Source organism: Flavobacterium sp. UW10123, from assembly GCF_040538975.1.
GTDB lineage: Bacteria > Bacteroidota > Bacteroidia > Flavobacteriales > Flavobacteriaceae > Flavobacterium.
On the sequence record NZ_JBEWQE010000005.1, the window covers coordinates 126,267 to 150,191 of the forward strand.

11 protein-coding genes are annotated in these 23,925 nt (G+C 35.0%); 1 reads left to right on the top strand and 10 read right to left on the bottom strand.

Annotation, left to right across the window (positions count from 1 at the left end; translation table 11 throughout):
- Positions 1–131: 131 nt before the first annotated feature.
- Positions 132–1,046 (bottom strand): dihydrodipicolinate synthase family protein, encoded by a 915-nt coding sequence (locus ABXT06_RS07680; protein WP_354590216.1) that lies wholly within the window; start codon positions 1,044–1,046, stop codon positions 132–134.
- Positions 1,047–1,225: 179 nt separating this feature from the next.
- On the opposite strand from ABXT06_RS07680, the gene ABXT06_RS07685 reads away from it, so the two are divergent.
- Positions 1,226–2,071 (top strand): AraC family transcriptional regulator, encoded by an 846-nt coding sequence (locus tag ABXT06_RS07685; protein WP_354590217.1) that lies wholly within the window; start codon positions 1,226–1,228, stop codon positions 2,069–2,071.
- A 303-nt stretch (positions 2,072–2,374) separates the two neighbouring features.
- Here ABXT06_RS07685 and ABXT06_RS07690 read toward each other — a convergent pair whose 3' ends face one another.
- The 9 genes from ABXT06_RS07690 to ABXT06_RS07730 form a co-directional block, all read right to left on the bottom strand.
- Entirely contained in the window at positions 2,375–4,240 is a 1,866-nt protein-coding gene (locus ABXT06_RS07690) for a glycoside hydrolase family 35 protein (RefSeq protein WP_354590218.1), read from the bottom strand.
- Positions 4,241–4,367: 127 nt separating this feature from the next.
- Positions 4,368–7,340, bottom strand: coding sequence for a glycoside hydrolase family 2 protein (locus tag ABXT06_RS07695; RefSeq protein WP_354590219.1), 2,973 nt, complete (start codon positions 7,338–7,340; stop codon positions 4,368–4,370).
- 36 nt (positions 7,341–7,376) lie between these two features.
- Positions 7,377–9,728 (bottom strand): beta-galactosidase, encoded by a 2,352-nt coding sequence (locus tag ABXT06_RS07700; RefSeq protein ID WP_354590220.1) that lies wholly within the window; start codon positions 9,726–9,728, stop codon positions 7,377–7,379.
- Between the two features lie 82 nt (positions 9,729–9,810).
- Positions 9,811–13,773, bottom strand: a complete 3,963-nt coding sequence (locus tag ABXT06_RS07705) for a beta-galactosidase (RefSeq protein WP_354590221.1) — start codon at positions 13,771–13,773, stop codon at positions 9,811–9,813.
- Between the two features lie 234 nt (positions 13,774–14,007).
- Complete coding sequence (locus ABXT06_RS07710; RefSeq protein ID WP_354590222.1) at positions 14,008–15,618, bottom strand: RagB/SusD family nutrient uptake outer membrane protein; 1,611 nt, start codon at positions 15,616–15,618, stop codon at positions 14,008–14,010.
- A gap of 26 nt (positions 15,619–15,644) precedes the next feature.
- Entirely contained in the window at positions 15,645–18,953 is a 3,309-nt protein-coding gene (locus ABXT06_RS07715) for a TonB-dependent receptor (RefSeq protein WP_354590223.1), read from the bottom strand.
- Positions 18,954–19,185: 232 nt separating this feature from the next.
- A complete protein-coding gene (locus tag ABXT06_RS07720; protein WP_354590224.1) occupies positions 19,186–20,376 on the bottom strand; it encodes a FecR family protein in 1,191 nt (396 codons plus the stop codon).
- An 87-nt stretch (positions 20,377–20,463) separates the two neighbouring features.
- Positions 20,464–21,051 carry an RNA polymerase sigma factor gene (locus tag ABXT06_RS07725; protein ID WP_354590225.1) on the bottom strand — a complete coding sequence of 196 codons (588 nt, stop codon included), beginning with the start codon at positions 21,049–21,051 and terminating at the stop codon, positions 20,464–20,466.
- 566 nt (positions 21,052–21,617) lie between these two features.
- On the bottom strand, positions 21,618–23,822 hold the full coding sequence (locus tag ABXT06_RS07730; RefSeq protein ID WP_354590226.1) for an alpha-galactosidase: 2,205 nt from the start codon (positions 23,820–23,822) through the stop codon (positions 21,618–21,620).
- Positions 23,823–23,925 lie beyond the last annotated feature (103 nt).

The window sequence follows — 23,925 nt, forward strand, 5'->3', positions numbered from 1 at the left end:
CGCAGCCTCAGTAAACACAGTAACCGAAAACCCTGACTGTAAATGGAAACTGAAAAACTGAGACTGCGACTGAAAGCTGAGAACCGAGACTGAAAACTAAAAAAGCAGAGCCAATCTTTTAAATATGCCTATTATAAATTTTTATAATCTGGTAAAGTTGGTCTAGTGCGTAATCCTTCAGCGATAATAGCTAAAACTCTTTCTCTTTCTGCTCCTTGCAATGGCAATCTTGGCGCACGAACATATTCTGAACCAATTCCTGTTGCAACTTCTGCTAATTTGATATTCTGAACCAAAAATGCATTAATATCTAATTCTAATAAAGGCAAGAACCATCTGTAGATTTTCAACGCTTCATCAAATCTTCCTGCTTTTGCTAATTTGTAAATTGCCACTGTTTCTTCAGGGAAAGCACAAACCAATCCAGAAACCCATCCATCAGAACCCATAAATAAACTTTCTAATGCTAATGTGTCAACTCCAGATAATATTTTTAAACGATCTCCAAAACGGTTGATCATTCTAGTAACATTAGAGATATCTCTAGTTGACTCTTTTACTGCTTGAATATTATCATATTTTAATAATTCTTCAAACATGTCTAGCGTTACTTCAATTTTATAGTCAATTGGATTGTTGTATACCATAATAGGAAGAGAAGTATTTTTTGCCACTTCACTATAAAAAGTTACTGTTTCAAAATCAGATGCTTTATAACGCATTGGAGGAAGCATCATTAATCCTTTTGCTCCATCTTGTTCGGCTTTATTGGCTGCTAAAATTGCATTTTTTGTAGACTGCTCTGCAATATTCATAATTACAGGCACTTTATTTTCTGTTAGCGAAACAGTATGTTTTACTAATTCTCTTTTTTCTTCTTCTAAAAGCGTGCTGGCTTCACCTAAAGTGCCTCCTAAAATAATTCCTGAAACTCCAGCATTTAATTGTGCCTTCATATTAACTTCAAACATATTGAAGTCTAATTTGTCATCTGCAGTAAATTTTGTAGTTACCGCTGGCATAACGCCATTCCATTGAATACTCATATTTTTAATTTTTTATTAAGGCCAAAATTATCTAGAAACAACAGAGCGAACCCTTTAAAAATTACCACAAAATGATACTATATTACCCTATATAGTGGTAAATTTTAAAAAACTGAACATTATAGCATCATTTTTTTATTCAAATGCAATATATTTGATTATAACTAACTAACCACTATATGAAAGTTTTTCCATTTAAGATTCCAAAATCTGGAGAGGATCCCCTTATATATCAAGAAGATATCGAAGTATCATTCTATGATAAACTGCATCAGCATGAAGAAATTCAAATTAGTTTTATAGAAAAAGGAGAAGGAGCCGTTTTTGCAGGTGATACTATTTCGCAATATCATGAAGGCGATATACTCGTAATTGGAAGCAATTTGCCACATGTTTTTAGAAGCGACGTTCAAGAAAATGTAATTTCTGTAATGCGCACCTTATTTTTTACATTCAATTCGTTTGGAAAAGATTTTTTTGAGTTGCCTACTTTTAGAAATATCCATCCTATTCTAGAAAGCAGTAAAAATGGGTTCATCATCCATAATGCACCAAAAAAAGTTGTCAAATATTTTAAAAAACTCAAGAAAGCCGACAGTTATACGCGTTTTATATTATTTCTAGATATTCTAAAGTGGCTTTCAACATCTGAAACTACTCCGCTTTCTAATTATTTGTATCAAAAGAAAATAACGGATAACGAAGGAAAACGGATGCAGATTGTATTTGAATATGTAATGACCAATTTCCATAAAAATATCACTCTTGACGAAATTGCTTCGATTGCGAGTATGACAAAAAATGCTTTCTGCCGGTATTTTAAAGTCCGGACCAACAAATCTTTTTTTCAATTTCTAATTGAAGTACGTATTGAGAGAGCTGCAAAATTATTATCTAATAATGAAGAACTCTCTGTTTTGGAAATTGCCGAATTGTGTGGCTTTAATAACATTTCCAATTTTAATCGAAAGTTTAAGGAATTAAAACAGCTTTCGCCTTTGCAATATAGAAAGCTTAATTTGTAATTTGTGTAAAAAAATTGCTCGCAAAGTCACAAAGCCGCGATTTTTTTGCCACAGATTATTAAGATTAAAAGGATTTTTATAAATCTGTGCACATAAATATTTCACGCAGATTTTAAAGGATTAAAACAGATCAAAAAAATCTGCGAAATCTGCGAGAGAAAAATGCTCGCAAAATCGCAAAGCTGCAAAGTTTTTTTAGCCACAGATTATTAAGATTAAAAGGATTTTATATCTGTCATAAAAAGGCGTTACATTTCATTAGAAATCAACGCCTTTTTTGTCATTTACTAAAAAGAATCATTCTTACTTGACTTCACCTTTTTCAGGCTGTAAGTCCTCTAGAATTGGAGTTTCGGTCGATTTTACACTTGTTTGAAGCTTGTCATTCTTTTGTTCAAAAATTACAATTTCGTTGCTTCCTTCCTTCAGCCAACATCCTGGAACATATAAGGTTTGTTGTGGCCCAACACTCCAGTAACGTCCAATATTGATTCCGTTAATAAATACAATTCCTTTACCCCAATCACGCATATCAAGGAAAGTATCTCCTTTTTTAGCCAAACTAAAAGTCCCTTGATAAAGAGCAGGCTGTCCCGCTTTCGCATTGTTTTTAGCTTCAGCAAGATTTGGCATTTTGTCCATTGGTAGAGGATACATATTCCAGTCACCAGTTATTGTTTGTCCGTTGATTATAACAGGAGAAATTATACCTTTTGTACTATTAACAATTTTTGCTCCATAATTAATACGCCCCATGTTTTCAACAATAATGTCTAAAGTAGCGTTAAAAGGAACGTCAATAGTACATTCATAGTTTTTGTAATAGCTATTTAATTCAGCAACTTTTTGTCCATTTACATAAACAATAGCATAATCGCGAAGTCCTTTTAACTCTAATTTTCCGCTGATAGGCTGTTTGAATTTTTTACTATACCAAACATAACCGTGCCCCTGATTCAATTCTTCAAAAGTCATCGGTTTTTCATTGTTTACGGGTTTAATTTTATTCTTAAACGATTCTAAAGCAACGGCTTTAGTCAATTTGATTTCTGGTATTGCAATGACATTAATTTTTGCTGGAACATTTGGTGTATTTGCTGTTTTTAATAAATCACGAAGAGCATAGTACTTCTCGGTTGCCCAGCCTGCTTCGCTAATTGGGGCATCATAATCATATGAAGTTAAATCAGGCTGAATGTCATGATTCCCATCATAATTCGCACCAGAAGTAAATCCAAAATTTGTTCCTCCATGTACCATATAATAGTTAAAAGAAACACCTGCATCAAGATACTTTTTAGTTTGTTTAGCCACTTCTTCTGCACTCACTTTCGGGAAAGGTTCTGCCCAATGATCCAGCCAACCTGGATAAAATTCGGCTACCATGTAAGGCCCTTTTCCTCCGTTAAATTTGTTTACTACTTCTTTTAGTTTCGTAACATCGTCTTCTCCGTTAGCAGTTGGCAAAGCACCTGGAAGTGCCCCTTCAGCAAATAACCAGCTTCCGTCTGATGTAAAGAATGGCACATTAAACCCTACATCTTTTAGCTGTTGGAAAACGGCCGCACTGTATTTTTTATGTTCTTCAATCGAAATATCTTTACGTTGCGCAACATACGAACCAAATTCGTTTTCACCCTGAACCATGATAATTGGCCCGCCATTGGTTACTAGTAAATTTTTCACCTGCCCATAAAGCGCTGTAAAATATGCTTTTGTTGCTGCCAAATACTGTTTGTTATTTCCTCTAATGACCATGTCTGGCACTTTTTGTAAAAACCAAGGATAACCGCCAAATTCCCATTCAGCACAAACATACGGACCTGGGCGTAATATTACATAAAGCCCTTCTTCTTGAGCTGTTTTGATGTATTCTGCCAAGTTTCTGTTTTCAGTTTTAAAATCCCATACTCCTGGAGCAATTTCATGATAATTCCAGAATACGTAAGTTGCTACGGCATTTAATCCCATGGCTTTCATCATTTGCAAACGATGGCGCCAATATTCTTTTGGAATTCTGGCATAATGCATCTCACCACTATGAATTTGAATGGGCTTGCCGTCTAATACAAAATTGCTGTCTTTAATAGCAAATGTATGTTTTGTTTGCGCAGTTGCTTTTCCCGCCAGCAAAAGAAAAACGGATAAAATAAAAAGACTTTTTTTCATTTGATAATATTTAGATTATTATATTTTTTTGAAATAACATTGTTTGATTTCAATTTTCTATTGTCATTTACTAAGATTTAATTTGGTTCATTCTCGCACTTATGGAACCTCTATATTAATTTTTCATTTACATGGAAACACCATAAAATTCTATGTCTTTGATTGCGGTTTTACTATTCTCAGGCTGTACATCCAAAATAATTACTCTCACATATTTTATGTTTTCATACTTAAATAGTAAAGGCTTGTAATCCTGACCAGAAACTTTTATTTCCTTAAACACATTACTCCACTTTGTAGCGTCTTCAGAAACTTCTAGAGAGTACGTGTACCAATCGCTGTCTTTTCCCCAAACGATTTTACTTCCTTGCAGCATCATTTTCTTTCCAAGGTCTATTTGCATTACAACTGGCAAATTCCTTTTTGAAGATGACCACAATGTCGAAGCATTTGCATCTAAAATATTCTCCAGTCCTTTGTTATCGATTTTATTCGACAGACTCACTTGATTTGCAACAAGTTTTATAACTGGAGGCAATGCTTCTGATTTTGTTTTATTTGAAACCGACTGTTCCATATTGGTTTCTTTTTCTGTCTCCCATTTTGCATGATCACCATCTGGAACATATTCTCCCTGATATTGAACGGATTTAATATCTGTTTTCGCTGATTTTAGTCCGGGACTGGAAACTGATATTACAATATCCCCGGCTTGATTGGTTGTTCGAATTATTCCGTACCCGATTCCTCCTTCTGTTTGTTGTGAAGCAATTTTAATACGTGGAATATTTGCGCCAATCAGTACGCCATTTCGAGAGACTTCCACATTAACTTGATATGTTTCTAATGGACTTTTATTGCTAAGAACAGTTCCGTTTTTGTCGCAAACTTTAATATAAAAAGGAACCATATCAGAGCCATCTGCGATTGGATTAATTCCACGATCTGCGACTTCTATTTCAAGATGATCGGCTTCACCTGGAGTTTTAACAGCATGAGTGCAAACTACTTTTCCATTGATTATCCCTTCTGCCTTTAATTCACCAGATTGATAATCATTTGTCCTAAACTTAAAATATGGGCTTCCACCTTTGGCTGCTACAAAAGGAGCTGTTTTAGCATTCTCCTTTCTTGTCATTTCACCGACAAATACATCATTACGATATAATCGAACCTTATCACAATTAGAAAAAACAGTAATAACCGAATCGAGATCTGGGCGATTATTGTAACTGGCAACATATACCATTGGTCCATAAACAGGGTTTCGCGCGTCCTGCATTGCTTTGAGCTGATAGTATCCGAATTTCTCATAACGGTCTATGTCTACCACTCCGCTAAAAGCTGTGATGCTATCGGTTCCTCTGGTGTAATCGTTATAACTCCATAAGAAGTAACCTCCTATTCTTTTATTAGCATCGAGTCTGGCATGATCCCAGTAGGCGCCTTCTTCTTCGAGCATACTTCCGTTAAGTGCATTTTGCCTTAAATAGCATTGTGCTAAAAGTCCTTTTTCGGTATAAATTCGTGAAGCTCTAAGTCCATTTTCTTTTTCAGGATCTGCCATCCAAGTGTCTCCCCATTCACGGGTAAGTGAAGGCATTGTAATCATAGGATCTGTGCCATCTTCATTAATCACTTTGTAACTTACATCATAGAATTTTCTTCCTTTTGCAAAGAAATCATCAGAAGTAAACATTTGATCGTTTGGCATTTCCTGATGTGCAATCTTTACTATTTCTTTTGCCCAATAATCTGGTGTAGGCGACTCGTTAAGAGACGTTTCCCATAAAAAAACCGAAGGTCTGTTACGGTCTCTTCTGATCATTTCCCTGACATTTTGATGGGTACGAGCTATAAATACAGAATCTTTATTAAAAAACTGCCAGCTCGGTTCACATTCAATAACCAGCAAACCAATCTCATCACAAGCATCTAGAAAAGCTGGAGATTGAGGATAATGAGATGCTCTAACCGCATTAAAACCTCCTTTTTTGATTTGTAAAGCATCGCGATACTGCATCGAATTTGATGCTGCATCTCCTATGTTCTGATAACATTGATGACGGTTTGCACCACGCAGATAGAGCTTTTTTCCATTGATATAAAAACCGTCTGCTTCTCCTGTCGGTGATTTAAAAGAAATAGTGCGAATCCCAATTTTTGTGGTTTTAACGTCAGTAAGCTCTTTTCCGTCATAAACTTCTGAAACAACCTCATATAAATAGGGATGATCAGGATGCCATAATTTTGGCTTTAAAACAGTAAGATTTTGCAAAAAGTCTTTTTCTCCATAAAAAGATGCTGTACCGCTACCCTTTGCAACTTCTATTCCTTCTTTATTCCTTATACTTGTTTTTAAAAGAACTGATTTACTCATATTGGTCTCATTGACAACATGCGTTTTTATGCTTACTTCTGCTTTATCATTACTCACTTTTGGGTAAGTAATAAAAAGCCCACCTCCTGCAATTTTATTTGCTTCAAGTGGATCTGAGACATACAGTTTGTTTGTTACAGTAAGAGTTACATTGCGATAAATTCCGCCGTAATAATAAAAATCCAATCCAGATTGTGGTTTACCTGGAGGTGTCAATGGATCATTTTCACTAGAAACCCTAACAGCCAAAACGTTATTTTCATCATACTTAACCTTATTGGTTATATCTATCACAAATCCGATGTAACCACCATAATGCGTTGTTAGTTTTTCTCCATTTAAAAACACATCACAATTCATTTGAACACCTTCAAAGTTTAAGGTGATTCTTTTGTTTTGATTCAGCTTATCCAATTTAAAATAACGGCGATACCAGCCAATTCCCTGATAAATTGCATTTCCTCCATTATGCTTTTTTTCAAGACGCATGGTATGCGGAATACTTATCGAAGCCCAGTCTTTATCCTGACAATTTATTGTTTCTGCACCCTTGGCATCACCTTTAAAAAAAGCCCAATTGGTATTTAAATTTAAAGTCTTTCCGGGATTTTTTGCAGATGCTGTCATGCCCTTTAATGTTGACTTCTGAGCAAATGCTCCAAAAGTACTCTGCAATAAAAAGAGGCATAACAGAACTAAATATTGATTGATTTTAAACATACTGATTTTAATTTTTAGAACTAAACAATTGTCAGTTTATAAACCCTTAAACAGTTCTTTGCTTATGTAAATGTTATACTCTTTTATTTGTCCGTTTGGAGAATTCTGACGTGGAAGAAACTTCATTCCGCCAATACTTTTAATATTCCCTAAATCAATTACAATCTGATGAGGAAAGCTGTCTTCTGTTTCCGAATATTGAGTATGCCAATAGGTAGTGCTTTGCAAATCAAATACATTATCTGATCTTCCATCTTCACTTTCTGTTTCTTCGCTATCCGCATAAACCACTTTCCATTTGGTGCGCGGAATTTCTTTTCCATTTTCGTCAAAAAGATATAATTCGGCCAAACATGCATAAGGGCTTTTTTCCTGATATCCGTTTAAAGCTTCAAAACATACATAACGTCCAGTTACAGTTTTAAACTTTGCTTCCTGCCATTCAATCGAAGGTTTCGCTGTACCAGTAAATGCAGGCACCTGATTTTGCAACTGCAATTTTTGATTCTCTTTTTTGTGCTTTGTTCTAACTAAAGAAGGCGCTAAAGCATCAAGTATAGGGAGTTCCATTCCTGAAAGGACATTTTTAGAAGGTCCCATATAATCTAAAACAACCACCTCGTTATTTCCTTTTTTAAGCCATGGCTCTGGAACATACATAGATTGTGTAGGCCCAATATTCCAAAATCTGCCTAAACAATGCCCGTTTATCCAAACCAAACCTTTACCCCAAGTAGATACATTTAAAAATGTGTCACCGGTTTCATCTAGTACGAAGTTTCCTTTATGAAAAGCTGGCATTGTTGTATTCCTTGTTTCGAATTTTAAATAATCAGGAGTTTTGTTATTGTTTAAAGCAATTGGAAAAACTTTCCAGTTATACAAATCAATATTTTTTGAGTCACTATCGGTTAGAAATACTTTTTCGGTTATACCTTTTCTATCATGTAATGCCCCGCCATAATTTACTCTGCCCGTTGCTTCAACCAAAATATCCAAAACGGCTCCTTTTCTTGTGGCAGGTATTTTACAGCTATTTTCTTCTTTTCTTCGGTCAAGACTTGCTATTTTTTTTCCATCAATAAAAACCCATGCATAATCATGTATTTCTTTTATGTTTAAAGTAGCTGCTTTTCCGCCCTTCAATATTGTTCTATACAATATGCTTCCAAATCCCTGATTGTATTCTTCCATATTCTGTGGATTTTTGTCTTCAATAAAATCGGGAAGATTAGAAAATAAAGGAGCTACTTTTGTGGTCGCAAATTCTGGTATTTTAATGACTTTATTCCTCGCAGGAACTTTTGGCAAAGTTTCTCCTTCCTGCAAATAGTTAGCAAAAAGTTTGCGTAAAGTATAAAACTTCTCAGTATCCCATCCTGCCTCACTAATTGGAGCATCATAATCATAACTTGAAGTCTGAGGCAAATAAGGCGGACTGTTAGCGCCTGTCCACAATCCGAAAGTAGTGCCGCCATGTGCCATATATATGCTAAAGGACGCTTTGTGGTCTAGCATGTATTTTATTTCTTTTGCTACATTGTCGGCTGAACCTGTATGATGTTTAGTTCCCCAAGAATCAAACCAGCCTGGATAATATTCTCCACACATTAAAGGTCCTTTGGGACGAACTTCTCTTAGTGATTTGAAAGCTGACTCAGGATTTCCTCCAAAATTTACTACACTAAAAATATCCTCTCTCACATCATTTTTTAACTGTGAAGGCCCATCACAAGTAAAAAGCGGAACGGTAAAACCTGCTTCTTTCAAATAATCTCTTATTTTGCCTAAATATTCCTTGTCTGCTCCATAAGACCCATATTCGTTCTCTACCTGAGTCATAATAATATTGCCTCCATTATTAATTTGATGTGGAGCCAAAACACGCCCCACTTCTTTTAAATAAATACGACAGCGCTCAAGATAATAAGGATCTTGTGAGCGAAGCTTAATATCTTTCTTTTTAAGCAGCCACCACGGAAAACCACCAAAATCCCATTCTGCACAAGCATAAGGTCCTGGACGTAAAATAACGTACAATCCTTCTTGTTGTGCCAAATTGCAAAACTCAGCAGCATCAGCCATTCCTGTCCAATTAAATTTTCCCGGTTCTGGCTCATGCATATTCCAAAACAAATAGGCACAAACCGTATTTAATCCCATTGCTTTTGCCATTTTTAAACGATGCGCCCAATATTCTTTAGGTATTCTGGCAAAATGCATTTCCCCGCATCTTACAACATATGGCTTTCCGTTAAGCATGAAATCATTTTCTCCTATTTTAAAATCTGCTATCTGATTTACTGATAATTGATTTGCTGTTTTGTTTTGTGATGTAGCTGTTCCTACAATAAACAGCAAGATTAAAAGTGCAATTGTGTTTTTCATTATTACATTTTTTAGACAGTCAATAATTGATTTTATGCCTTTTGATTAAAGAACTAGTTTTAATGCCAAACCAGTCTTTTAATCAATATTCCTTAATCTCCATTCCTTTTATTCCTGCACCATTTATGGTTTGGCGAAGCTGAATGCTGATGACATTTTTTTCGTTCTTTCCAAAACGAAGCCAGCATTCTGGCAAATAGAATTCGCGTTGCGGACCTGCTTCCCAATGCCTTCCAATGTTATGTCCGTTCAAATACATATAACCATTACCTGAAGCATTAATTAAAAGTTTCCACATTTTTTCAGCATCAGCATTTTCGTTAAGTTCAAATTCTGTACGATACCACGTAACTAAATTGGTTGGATCTGCTTTAATCAGAGCTCCGTTTCCTTTCTTCAAAAGTTCTGTTGTGGTATCAAGATTGATTTTTTCCCATTTAGAAGTTTTGAATTCTGGTTTGGTAAATCCTGCTGTAATACCACCTAAATCTTTAGCAATTTCCCATTTCAGTTCGCAGTTTATTTTAGCAGTAGAATCAGATAAACCTGCACGTCTTATACCTGCTAATTCTTCCATTGGCATATAACCGTGTGCATGCCCTAAGTTTTCATAAACTACTATAATTTCATTATTTCCTTCTTTCAATAATCCAGACACGTCAAACTGATTGTCAAATACCTCTGATCCAATACGAATAAAACAATCACGGGTTGGCCAAGATTGCGCATCGGCTTTATCTGGAGCTATTCTTTTGGCTATTTGTCCATTTACCTCTGCATTAACAATGTCGCGGGTAAACATGTTGAATAATAGCTTATTCTGACTAACCGCCTGTTCTTTTGTAAGTTTGATGTTTGTTTTATAATAGCTGTATCTAAAATCATTTACTCCGTTTTCTGAAAGAGAAGTTTCTTCTTTCAAAGGCGCCCATACCGCACTTTCTTTCGGATCATCTTTCATAAATACTTTTGAAATACGAATGCTTTTATGATCTGAACTCCTTTTTTCAACGATACTGTTCTTTGGCCACCACTCGCCTTCTGAAGGATTTTTTCTGGGCGGAATCACCAATACTTTTGCATCAAGATCGGCTAGTTTGAAATCGACATCAAAAGCAGGAATATTTATAGTTTCTTTTGAATTTGCTCCTGTCGTTTCAATTAAGACTTTCTCGCCATTCTGATTGATGTTATAAATTGGCTCGCTAGTTTTATTGATTTTCCCAGGAGTAAGAGTAACTTTTCCTGATATCGGATTTTTATCATCAGTATTATGCAGAAAGACAAATTTTGTCCCATCGGCAGCAATACGTACTCCACCAAAAAGGTTTTTCGGAGCTGGTTTCCCATCTATACTCAAATCGCATGGCCCGCCTTCAGATTGCATTAATTTTGCGCCATATATTTTTAAGAAATCACCAATTTCTTTTGCAACATAATATTTCGCGCTTAAATCACCATTTTCTCTAATAGGTGCATTATAATCGTATGAAGTTGTCATTCCGCGGGCTCCCCATCCTTCAAAATGGGTTCCTCCAAAAAACATATAAGCATTTATTCCAGAAGCACCTCCTAATAAGCTCATTAGATTGATCGCTTTATAATGACGAGCATCTGAATAATTATCTTCGCTCAATTTTCCATTAACCAAAGAAAACCATCCGCCCTGAAGTTCGGTTACAAATCCGGGTGAATCAGGTTGTTTATTTCTAAGATCGGCCATTCTGATTGCACAGCTTGGTGCTTCGTTAAGTCCTACATAATAATTATCACTATCAAATACTTGAGATAATTCTGCATCAGTACTACTACGACATTCCTCAGTAAGACAGGTAAACATTGGAATATCAATACCATTATCCTTTACAGATTCATACAATCCTTTAAGTAAAACTTCTTTGTTTGCAGAATCATCGTGATTATATTCATTCTCAATTTGGAGCAAAATAATACCTTTTTTCCCTTTTGCTTTACGCGAAATTTGTTCGTTTTCTAATGCTTTGCATACGGCACTATACCAATGCTGTGACCACTTTATATGTTCAGGATCCGCACTGCGAAGCCAAAAAGTTTCTTTACCCGGACTATATTTGGCCAACCATTGCGGATAACCGCCTCCAGACCACTCAGCACAAATAAAAGGCCCCGGACGAACAATGGTGTAGAAACCAAATTCTTCGTGTGCCATTTTTAACCAAGCCAGTAAATCTGTAAAATCAAGTTTAGAATAATCGTTAATATTATCTGGCATTTCGCGTTCATGCCAATTCCAAGGTATATAAGTCTCTACAGTATTAAATCCTGCTTCTTTGATTTTTTTAAACCGATCTCTCCAAAGTTCTTTTGGGCAACGGAAATAATGGAATGCTGCACTATAAGCAAAAAATTCTTTTCCTTCAATATACATTCCTTTCCCATCATAACGAACGCGATCGGGATGAGCAAATTTCTTCGGAATTACTGATGCTTCTTCTTTTTTAAATGCATTTTCATTATTGAAATGAAACCAGTTAAAATCGGCAAAACCATCCACGCCTGCAGCTTTAGTGCTAAAATTAAACAAGGCAAAACGATTGGCTGTCCAATCTAAACCAAGTCCCATTTTTAAAGTATTCCCTATATGCAGAAATTTTTTGCCATCGGTACTATATTCAAAAGTTGCGATATAGTTCTCGTGCGTTACATTGGCTTTAAGCCAAATCGTATTTCCTGTAAATTTTACTGATGTTATGATAGTATCGTTATTAACCATCACCAGATTTTTTTCTTTTCCTTTTTGCTGTATAGCTACATACGCATACGGAACTTGAAAAATACCAAAACCAGCGGTGTTTCCATCCTTCAAACCGCTCACATTCATTTCTACAGTTCCTGTTGAATATGGCCCTTGAACTCTTTGGGTCAAAGTATTTTGGGCTTCGTAAAGCCTACTAGCTTTCAAAGCTTTTAAGCGCATATAACCTTTATGCTCTTTAAGCGACCATTTTTTATCATTGGGATTGTGATTCCACTGCCATTGCAATCCAAGATTTGAATTGTTGAATTCATCGGATGCAGCAGGAACCTTAATAGCAGATGTTTCATTTACAATAGGCTTTTTATAAGTTTCCACTCCTTTGCCATTAACACCTAACATTGGCCATCCATCAACCCACGTCACTGGTTCTAAATTGGGTGTACGACCAATTGGCCCACGATCCTGCATAATGATAAACCACCATGATCCGTCTTTTAACTGCACCATTCCGCCCTGATGCAAACCATTTCCGGGATACGTATGATCGTCATTGATGACTACTTTAGATTCGTAAGGTCCATAAATATTATCCGATCTCAAACAAACTTGTCGACCTTTTGTACCACCGGTAGAACCGAGAATGTAATATTTCCCATTTACTTTATACATATGCGATCCTTCGAGATAAGGATATTCTCTATTATCGTAAATTTCTTTTTGCGGAGTTTTAACAGATAAAGCATCTGCATTTAGTTCTGTTATATACAATTTTTGCTGTCCATGCGCCACATATACTTTTCCGTTGTCGTCAAAAAACAAACCTGGATCATATAAATATTCTGGAAAAATAGTTCTGGTCCACGGACCATTGATATTTTTTGCTGTACAAATGGAAAAATTCCCTTTTTCTTTATCCCAGTTTGGCGTGCAAAATCCAACGTAAAACAATCCGTTATGATGACGAATTGTCGCTGCCCAAGAACCTCTCAGGTATCGGTCTCCATCCTGTAAATTGTAACGCTTATCTTCATTGTATTTATCTACTGCATAACCAGCCATTTCCCAATTGACCAAATCTTTAGACTTTAAAATTGGACATCCAGGCACATAATGCATACTTGTGGAAACAAAATAAAACTCGTCACCAACACGAATTAAATCAGGATCAGGCCAATCACCCCACAGCAGTGGATTTTTAAAAGTTCCATCACCATTATCGGATGCCCATATTGGCGATATTGTTTGTGATGTAAGTATTGTTGTTTTTGCAAAAAAAACGAAAAGCAACAACAGAAATACTTTTTTCATAAATACATTTTATTAAATTATTTTCAGATAATAGTTTTCCAAAGCAGTAGCAATTCTACAATAGAACTTTCTGCATTTGATTTTCAAATTTCTCCGCTTTTAGCAGTTAAAATGTAATAAACAGAACTGCTCTGAGAAACGATTATGGCAAACTATAAAATTAAAAAGAGGAGCCCGAGCTCCTCTCTCTCTATTTAATTCAAAACTTAAACAACAGTAAAAGTTTACATAATACTAGTAACCAACATTTTGTTTTAAGTTCTTATTGATATCTATTTCTTTCTGCTTAATTGGCAATACATAATGTTTAGGATTTGTAAAAACACGTGTTGTAACCTCTTTTACAGTATTAGGTATTAATGTTAAATTACCGTTTGAATGGTCTACAGATCCTTCTAAAATTCCTTTTACCACTCCAGGCATCACATCTTGTGCAATCTTCCAACGTCTTGTATCAATAAATCTTAGTCCTTCAAAAGCTAGTTCTACTCTTCGCTCTCTTCTGATTAACTCACGCATTTTAGACTGGTTATTATACACCGTTTTGTCAACATTAGGCATTCCTGCTCTAGTTCTAACTTTATTGATGGCATCATATACAGACTCATCAATCTGATTCAATTCGATTTTAGCCTCTGCATAAGTCAATAAAACCTCTGCATACCTAATCACCATTATAGCTCCTCCAACATTGTCAATATCAGTACCGTAATCTGTTCCTCTATAATCGTCCAGATTAGAAATGTATTTTTTAAGATTATATCCTGTCTGCGATGTATTATCCATTACTAAATTGTAATCATCATCACCTTGATATGGATCAAAATAGGATCCCATATAGAAAGATCCTGGTCTAATAATGCTCATATCTAAACGTGGGTCTCTTTTTTTGTAAGGTTGCAACGGATCATAGGTTGCATCTTCTTCGATTGTTTTTCCGTTAATCGTTTCATAAGCATCTACAAGTGATTGTGTTGGCGCATAAGAACTCCATCCTCCTTGTGATTTCGGAGCATATCCTATTGGATACCATTCAGAATTAAGATCTTTTAAAGACTGACAATTAAGTAGTGTTTCCTGATTATCATGATTCATTGGTCTAAAAAGCTCCTCGAAATTTGGAAATAAAGTATACGTAAAAGGAGCTGTCATTAATAATGCAGAAGTTGTTGCTGCTCCAGCATAATCACCTTGAATAAGCTGAATTCTTGCCTTCAATCCCAGTGTAGCTCCTCTGGTAATACGCCCTATATCTGCACCTGAATAATTAACTGGAAGAAAAGGAGTAATTGCATCCAGTTCTGACATAATAAATGCCACAACTTCGGCTTTTGGAGTTCTCGGAATTGTGTTTGACTCAGCAGGAGTTAATGCGGTTGTAACCAAAGGCACATCTCCATAATAATTTGTCATTTTATAATATTGGTAAGCTCTCAAAAAACGAACTTCAGATTTCATTCTGTTTTTTAGGTCTTCATTTAGAGAAGATGCAGGTGTCTTATCAACATTACTTAGAAACCAATTGCATCGTTGAATGGTTTTAAAGCTCCAGTAATTGGGAAACCACTCGTCTCCCGGACTCACTAATCCCGAAGCCATTGGTTCATATCCATCCCAGCCAAACTGATCAAAACCATTATCTGTAAAACAGTCATCGCCAATAATAGCAGATCCAGACTCCCAGCCAGCATAACATCCGTTTAAAGCCGCTGTAGCATCTGCTTTTGAAGACCATAATGAAGCATCACTATAAGCATCTTTTGGAGTTCTTTCCAAAAAGTCGTCCTGACAGCTAACTACACTTAAGGTTGCTGCAAAACATATAAAAAGAAGTATTTTCTTCATAACGTATTATTTAAAAAAATCTTTAATTAAAAATTGATACTAAGTCCAATCGAGTTTGTTACTACTTGTGGATAGCTATAAATACTAGCGTTCGAACCTACTTCTGGATCTATCCAGGAATAAAAATCAGTAAACGTTAGAATATTCTGTCCGCTGTAATAAATCTTAGCATTTGCAATTCCAAGCTTTTTATTTAGGCTTTCCGGAAAATTAAAAGCAACCATTAACGATTTTAAACGCAGATAAGAAGCATCTTTTACCCAAAAAGATGATGGTGTACTTTCTGGATCATTTTGTTTGTAAGAAGTCCAAAGCCTAGGGAAAGAAGCATCTGGATTGTCAACCGTCCAGCTGTCTAAAAATGCTGTCGTAGGTTTAGAACTTGATCCTCCTATTTGCCCTATCATAGTTGATACGTTTGCTTTTACACCAGCTGCTCCCTGAAAAAATGCTGACACTTCAAACGCTTTATAGGTTGCACCAATATTAAATCCGTATGTAGTTTTAGGAAAATAAGTCCCTAAATATGTTCTGTCAGCCGCATCAATTTTACCATCATGATTAATATCTTCATATTTTAAATCTCCAGGGGCAGTATTTGCATTTTGTTTAGCATGACTAGCAACTTCTTCCTTTGTCCTAAAGATTCCTTCACTTTTATAACCGTATAATGAATTGATAGGGTATCCAACTTGCTGAAATGTTATACTTCCTGAACCAATTATAGGTCCTACACCTTTTAAATCGGTAATCTCATTATTGATGTATGTAAGGTTTGCACCTAGATCAAGTTTAACATCACTAATTTTTGTAGTGTATCTTCCTGAAAATTCCCATCCTTTATTAGATACTGAACCTGCATTTACAATTGGAGCTTTTAAACCATATACTTCTCCAACTGGCAAAGTCATTAAAATATCGTCTGTGTCTTTAGTAAAATAATCAACCGTAAATGACAAACTGTTATTGAGTACAGAAATATCAAATCCAAAATCAGTAGCTGTAGTAGTTTCCCATTTAGCATCGTTATTGGCACCACTATTAGGCGCAATGCCTGGAGCCAAAGATTGATTGAAAGAGTAATCTTCTCCAGATTCAACAGTTGCATAAGTTGGATAAGTAGTTGCTACTCCATCAACCGTTGTTTGCTGATTTCCTAATTTACCCCATGATGCTCTAAATTTTAATGAATTAACGACATCTTTAACCGGTTCAAAAAATTGCTCATTTGAAATATTCCAACCTGCTGAGAACGAAGGAAATGATGCCCATCTATTGTCTCCTGTAAAACGGGAAGAACCATCATATCTGTAATTTGCTTCAAACAGATAACGATCATTATAATTATAATTAAATCTTCCAAAATAGCCTTGTAAAGCCCAATCATTAGAATAACCTTCAGATTTTTGCCCAGTTGACGGACCTGCATTTATTTCTGTAAGTTCATTATTTAAAAAATCTTGTCGATAAGCAGAAACATATTCATAAAGACTGTACTCTTTAGTAGATCCACCTAGAAATGTCAAATGATGATTTTCTCCCAGATCTAACTTATAGTCCAATAAAGCTTGCAAATTATAATATGTGTTCTTATCCCAAACTTGGTACAATTGGTTAGGTCCTTGAGTTTTTGTTACGGCACCTGTTGCCTGACTAAAATACTCGATTTTTTCCATGAACTGCTTTCTTTGGCTTGAAGTACCGCGATATTGAACTGCTGGTCTGAAATGCAAGTTTTTTACAAGTTCCCAATCAGCACCAATATTTGCTGTAAGTGTATTTGCTATAGTTTTATTTTCAGAACCTGAATTTAACCAAGCCATAGGATTTCCATCACCAACATAACCATACTGACCATTTGGATATTGATTTACAACTGTATTAGAAATACGATTAAGAAGCTTTAACATAGAACTAAAACCAGGCGCATAAGAACTTATTGGCTCCTGTGTAGGCATATATTGATAGGCTATGTTACCATTGACATTTAACCTTTCACTAATTTTTGAATTGATGTTGAATCTGCTTGAATATTTTTGATTTCGCAAACCATCTACATTACCATTCTGATCAAAATACCCTAGAGAAAAAGAATATTGTGAGTTGCCATCGCCGCCGCTCACTCTAACATAATGGTTACTTTGCAGGGCTGCACGCTTGTAGAATAATTTCAACCAATCAGTATCAGGATAATTATACGGATCGCTTCCATCTTTTAATTTCTGAATTTTATCTGCACTCCACGGCAGATTATCTACAGAAGTTCCCTCATTTAACTTTGCCTGATTAAACATTTCTGCTTGCTGCCAAGCAGGTAAATAACTAGGTAAAGGACCTAAATGCTGAATTCCCGTATTGGATTCAAAATGTACCTGAACTCCTCCTTTTTTCCCTTTTTTAGTAGTAACCAAAATCACTCCGTTTGCTGCTCTTGAACCATAAATGGCCGAAGAGGCTGCATCTTTTAAAACAGTCACATTTTCAACATCAGAAGGATTCACCTCACTCATTGATGCTATAACCCCATCAACTACGACTAAAGGATTACTATTATTTAAAGTTCCAATACCACGTATTTTAATAGCAGCACCATCTTTTCCAGGCTGACCGCTGGTAGTAGTAACGGTTACTCCAGACATTGTTCCCTGAAGTCCTGTTGTTAAACTAGTAATAGGGCGATCTTCAAGCGCTTTTTGAGTTACAGATGCTTGTGCCCCCGTAAGTGTCTTTTTTTTCTGGGTTCCGTAAGCAACCTGTACCAAAACTTCTTCTAACTTTTGCTTTTGTGGAGTTAGAGTAACGGATAAAAACTCACCAGATATTTTTATCTCTCTAGTTTCCATACCAACGTAAGAAACAACCAAAATACTATTTGATGACTGTACTGTAATAGAAAAGCTTCCATCTACATCAGTTTGCACAGAAGCTGTTCCGTCTTTCTCCTTAACATTAGCTCCAGGAATAGGCATACCTGCATCATCAACTACTTTACCTTTAATCTGCTTTTGTATTGTTACCAAATTAGGACTCTTTACTTTCTCTGCATTACGTGCAAACGAGATTGTTTTTCCTTCAATAATCCATGTAATAGATTGATCTGCAAAAGTCTGCTGCAGCACTTTCTCTATTGGAGCATTGACTACGTTTAAAGAAATTGGTTTAAGATTTTTCAGAATTTCAACATCATAGAAAAAAACATAATTTGTTTGATTCTTTATGACTGATAATACTTTTTTAATCGCAACGTTCTTTCCAGAAAAAGTAACAGTCTGCGATGATACTGATGCCGAAACTTGTAAAGTCATGGCAACAACCAGTATGGAGGCTAATTTCATAACTTTCCGGGTTTTTGATGAGAGCCAATGTTTCTTTGGCTTTGGTTTTGGTAATAATTTCATACTTTCGTAATGGTTTTGGTTAATATTAAATTCTCCTTGCTTGGTTTGTTTATTTATTTTTCCATAACTGTTCCTTAGTTTTAAGGAACAAGCCAGCAAATGCTACCAACATCTGCTGGCTTTTTTATGAATCGTAAATAAATATTTTTAAAGGATCTAATCCTTTTGTTTAATCTGGCATCACTCTCAAAATCTTACCTTCAATTTTGAAATGAACTTTATTTTTTTCTAAAATTCGCAATACTTGCGACAAATTAAGATCTCTTTGAATTTCTCCTTCAAATGATCTTGAAGGCACACCTTTCTCATAAACTACTTCTACATCATACCAACGGCTCAATTGGCGTAAAACCTTTTCAAGATTTGCATTTTCAAAATAAAACAAACCATTTTTCCACCCTATTACTTCATCTGTGTTTACATTATCGTTTACAGCAATTACACCCGATTTAAGTTTTTGTGCCTGCTGTCCTGGTTTTAAGAGTATTTTTTTACTTTTCTCTGTAATTAATACACTTCCTTCCAAAAGCGTAGTATTTACAGTGGACTCATCTTCATATGAATTTATATTAAAATGAGTTCCTAATACATTTACTTGCATATCATTAACCAAAACCCTAAATGGCTTACTCTTATCTTTGGCAACTTCAAAATAGACTTCGCCAGTTATCTTTACTTTTCGTTCGTTTGCAGCAAATGAAGTTGGAAAAGTAATAGACGATGATGCGTTGAGCCATACTTTTGTTCCATCTGATAATTGCAGATGATATTGATGAGCTCTTGGCGTAGTCATTGTATTGTAAACCACTTGCGCATTGTCATCAGCGTTATATACAAGACCGCCATTTTTTTTTGAAACAGTTGTATGGCTTTGATTTGCCAATAATCCGTTTCCAACACTGTCCAATACTATTTTAGAACCGTTGGAAAGCGTAAGTATCGCACCTGTTTTTCCTGGCGCCTTATCTTCGATCTTTTTTGATGCCAATTGTAAAGATTGTTTATTCTTATTTTGGAAAAAAAGATGTGTTCCGTAGCCCATGACAAGTAAAATACTGGCCGCAACCGCAATTTTTCGCCAATTGAATAAACTGAAAACAGACGATTGTGAATCTTCTTCTTCTTCTTCTTCTTGAGAAACATCCATTTTCTTTCTAAGCTCACTTATAAATTTATCAGTCGCTTCAGGACTAACTTGTGGAATTTCAATAGAATCATAATTTTCCCGAAGAATAGCATCAAATTCCTCTGAATATTCAGGATTGTCAAGCATTGCAAGTAAAGCTGCCTTTCCTTCAGATGAAATTTCACCTGAAACAAAATGCTCCATGAGTACTTTAAATTGTTCTTTTTGATACATAAATACGGGGTTTTTGAATAGCCAAAACATGCCTTCAATTATAAAGACGAGGATTGGTTGTTAAAGTGGCAATGAAAAATGAAAAAATTATGAAAAAAAATACACGATGAATAAAACTAACATCAATAAATCGATATTATATTCTTTATGAAGGTGGTTTCTAAGGAAGTTTAATGACTGTAATAAGTGCCAGCGCACAGTTCTGGTTGCAATACCAAGTTCTTTACTAATATAATCTGTATCTCTGCCTTCCATTCGACTTAATAAGAAAACAGAACGTCTTGGTTCCTGCAAAAGTGCGGCACCTTCGTTTATAATTTCAACCAATTCTTTAAACTCATACTGTTCATCGGGCTTAAAAAATAACTCTTGCAATTTTTCTCCCTTAAGCGAATCTGTTTCAACTAATTTTTTTCGAATATGAGTAATAATCAGATTTCGGCTGATGATAAAAAGATAATTGTCAAAGCTGTTTACTTCGGCTAACTTTTCTCGTTTATTCCAAATTTGAAGAAAGACATCTTGGGTTAATTCCTCAGCAATTGGATACGATTTTACAAAACTGAGTGCATGCTGCAATACTTTTTGCCAATATTTTTCGACAAGTTCTGTATACATCAATTCGTTTCCAGCCGCTACTTTCAATAAAATAGCAGATTCATTTAGTAAAATCAATTGTGAGTGAATTTTAGCCACCGGGTAATTACTTTTTATAAAATAAACAAACCTTAAAACAATATTTTCTAAGCTCAAATCCAGAAAGTGAGCCACTATTTTTTTTCAACTTTTAAACCTTGTAATAGTAATTGTACTTTTTGTTTTAAAATGGCATATTCGCAATCCATTAAATTCAATTATTAATAACCAATTCTCACATCATCAATTATAATTCAACAATCTGTATGTAAAATTTTATATTTAATAAATATTACCATCATTTAGAGCCAAATGTATATATTATGTTTTAATAAAAAAAAGAAAAACATAAAAAATGTGCTCGAACACATTTTTTTCTTACTACTCTCAAAAAAGTAAATTATTATGGAAACTGACGAAATTGTTCCAATCATTTTAAATCTGCCTGAAAATCTATAGCGCAAAATATTTCACGCAGATCTAGCAGATTTGAGTAGATTAAATTGGATTTTATTTGAATGGAAACCGTATAAAAACAAATCAGCTGCTTAATCTCATTATCTTATAACGAGATCAAACAGCTGATTTTATTTTAGAAAAAAATCTTAATTTGCAGATACTGCTGTAATTTCAAGCACAACACTTGATTCTACTTTCGAAGAGGAAACTCTTAAACCTACATTCATCAAATAATCTCCTTTAAAAGATTCTCCTGATTCTTGCAGCGTTTTCTTTGCCTCAGGCATTAAATTAATTTCTTCTACTTTATACGTTTTATTGGCATTTAAACCTTGAAAACGAACCAAATTATATTGTGGATCATAAAGAGGATGAAGCGTATACGAAAATAAAACGGCTTTGTCTTTTGATTCATTAACATACATTAATACAGCACGGCTATCTTCATAAGGAGAAACAATTCGATACATATCGCCATGCCAGATTACAGAACTTAGTCTTTTATAGTTAGCCACTGCATCCTGAGTATATTTTAACTCTTTTTCTTTCAGTTCTTTTATATTAATATCAAAACCTAATTTACCCATCATGGCAACATCTGTTTTGAATTTAATAGACTGATTTCCCCATGATGTTACGTGATTGCAAATCGAAAAAGCTGGAAAAAACTGCGAGAAGCCCCACTGAATAAATACTCTATTGTAAGGATCTGTATTGTCACTTGCCCAAAACTCCGTGAAATATTTTAAGAAAGCATAATCTGTTCTTCCTCCGCCGCCAGCGCAAAGCATCATTGGCAAATGCGGATATTTTGTTTTAATTCTTTCTAAAACTTTGTATAAACCTCTGGTATATTCAATGAATAAGTGTGATTGTTGATTTTTTAAATAGGTAGAATACGCATTGGTCATCATTCGATTGCAATCCCATTTAAAGAAAGCAACTCCTCCGTTGGTCTGCATAATATCGTCTACTGTTTTAAACACAAAATCCTGCACTTTAGGATTTGATAAATCTAAAACCAATTGTGTTCTGTAATAACTCTCATCTCTATTTGGCAATTTTAAAACCCAATCAGGATGCTTTTCATACAATTCACTTTTTGGATTAACCATTTCGGGTTCGATCCAAATTCCGAATTTTACTCCTGTTTTTTCAGCCTGCTGCATAAGAAATCCTAAACCATTTGGCAATTTTGTTTTCGTTGCCTGCCAATCTCCTAAACCAGATTTGTCTCCACTTCTTGGGTACTTATTTCCGAACCATCCGTCATCTAATAAAAACATATCAACGCCCAATGTTTTCGAATCTTCAAACATATCTGTCAATTTCTTTTCATCGAAATTAAAAAATGTCGTTTCCCAATTATTTAATAAAGTTAAACGAGATTTGTCTCCATCTTTTACACCATAGTTTTTTGCCCAAGAATGCAAATTTCTGCTGGCTTGTCCTTTTCCTTTGTTTGAAAAAGTGTAAATGAAAGAAGGCGTAGTAAATATTTCTCCAGGCTGAAGACTATATTCTGAAGCAAACGGATTAATTCCAGAGCTGATTCTAAGTGATTTTTTATTGTCTAATTCGAAAGCAAACTTAAAATTTCCTGACCAAGCAATTGTTCCTGCAACAAGCTCTCCAGTGTTCTCATTAGCTTTGTCATTTAATGCCAAAAAGAAGACTGGCGTCTGATACATGTTAGTTCTCACGCCTAATTTAGAATCAATTACTTTGGCACCGCTAGTTAATTCGCTTTCCTGCATTCGAACTTCTTTTGCCCAATCGCCATGAAACTGGGTCAGCCAATATTTATCTGCGTCAAAATGCAGCATAGAGGAAGCATAGTTGTACAACGTTACAGGTTTCTTTTCACGGTGTACAATCTCAGTCCATTGTTCTATTACATTTTCTTTATAAAAAGATTTATAATGAAGTGTAACTTCTACAGGATAAACTGGATCTTTCATTTTTATGCTAGTTTCAGTCGTATTACCATCTATTTTTGTTGTCTGGTAGCTTACGTAAACTAACTCCAAAGCAGGATTTCCATCATTATGCGTCATTCTGATAGCCGACTCAAACAAATTATCAGTTCCATAAGTTGGATATGCCTGGTGTCTTAGATTAAGCAATGGATTTCCGTCGTTTATAACAAATGTTCTTTCTGTTTCTTTAGAAAGAGCATTATACGCCGAAGCTTCCAATTTTGTTCCTAAATAAGTTTGGTAAAGCAATCCGTTTTTTGCCACTTTTAAGATCAATGCTGTATTCTGAGTTTCAATTGCAATAGGATCTTGCTGTGCATTAGTCTTCCAAAAAAGAGTGGTCAGAACTAATAGAAATAGTACTTTTTTCATAAAATTTTAATTAATAATAGTGAATATTCTTTTTCGAAAATTTCTAAAAAGAGTCAAAAAACAAATCTTTTTCAGACTAGAATTTTAATTCTATTTGAAATTT